Genomic DNA, 961 nt, shown 5'->3' on the forward strand with positions numbered 1-961 from the left:
CCACCGATAAGAATCCTGCGACGCGTATCGGTCTTGCGCTCCTGTGATTTCTCACGGGCATCGAGAGCAGCGATACGGGCGGCGAGCTGGCGTTGTTGCTCCAGCAATTTTTCGCGTGGGGACAATTTGGTTTCGGCCATGGTCCGTCTCCGAAGATCAGAAGGTTAGGGTAGGCAGAAGGTAGAAACAACGCAAGCAGGAGGGAAAAAGGAGAACCAAAAAGCAGGCAGAAGGGCAGAAGGAAGAAGACTGCTGACGCAGCCGGTAGCGAAGCTAACGGCGCACTTATGCAAACCAAGAGGTTTGCGTACGGTCGGGAGCACCCGACACCCCTCTCCGGCGTTGAAGACGCCTCCGCACCCGTGTAGAACGGGCTTGGCAGCGACCGGGTACGCAAGGGCTGCCGGTCGCAAGAAGGCAGAAGTAGAAAGCAGAAACAGAAGGGTGCGTGCGTATGTCGGACGACCGAGACACTTCGCCGGAGATCAGTCCGGAAGATCGCGCCGAGCGACAGCGCGCAGTTGATTTCGCTCGGGGTAGTGTGCGCTACGAGGGTTTCGTCCTCTCGCCCGAAGTAGAAGAGATAGCTGCCCGTCACATCGATGGCGAGTTGACCGTGGACGAATTTGTCGCTGCGATTCAGGCTCTCTACAAGTCGGGCGAGGGGACAGGTGATGTCTGACCCATATGACTCGGTGCCATGGATCAGCGCAGAAGAACGCGACAGGCGGCAGCGTGCGATCGATTTTGCCCGAGGCAGTCTCCGTTTCGAGGGATTGATTCCGTCACAGGAGGGCGAGAGGATCGCTCAGAAATTCATTGCCGGCGAGCTGACAATGGCTCAGGCAATCGAGGCGGTTGAAGCTCTTCGCTGATGCCGCTCGTCCCCTACCATATGAGCGTGAAGACGATCGGGCGGAGAGAGGGTCGCTGCGCGACAGCGGCATGCGCGTATCGATCG

Annotated in this window: 2 protein-coding genes; both read left to right on the forward strand. The window is 58.8% G+C overall.

All coding sequences use genetic code 11. The annotated features are described in order from the left end of the window. The first annotated feature begins 454 nt into the window (after positions 1 to 454). A complete protein-coding gene (locus RH90_RS21630) occupies positions 455 to 682 on the forward strand; it encodes an antitoxin VbhA family protein (RefSeq protein WP_010189129.1) in 228 nt (75 codons plus the stop codon). Then, positions 675 to 875, forward strand: coding sequence for an antitoxin VbhA family protein (locus RH90_RS21635; protein ID WP_010189131.1), 201 nt, complete (start codon positions 675 to 677; stop codon positions 873 to 875). The genes RH90_RS21630 and RH90_RS21635 overlap by 8 nt, the downstream gene beginning before the upstream one ends. The last annotated feature ends 86 nt before the right edge of the window (positions 876 to 961 follow it).

Source organism: Sphingomonas sp. PAMC 26605 (genome assembly GCF_000241485.1).
Classification (GTDB): Bacteria; Pseudomonadota; Alphaproteobacteria; order Sphingomonadales; family Sphingomonadaceae; genus Sphingomonas.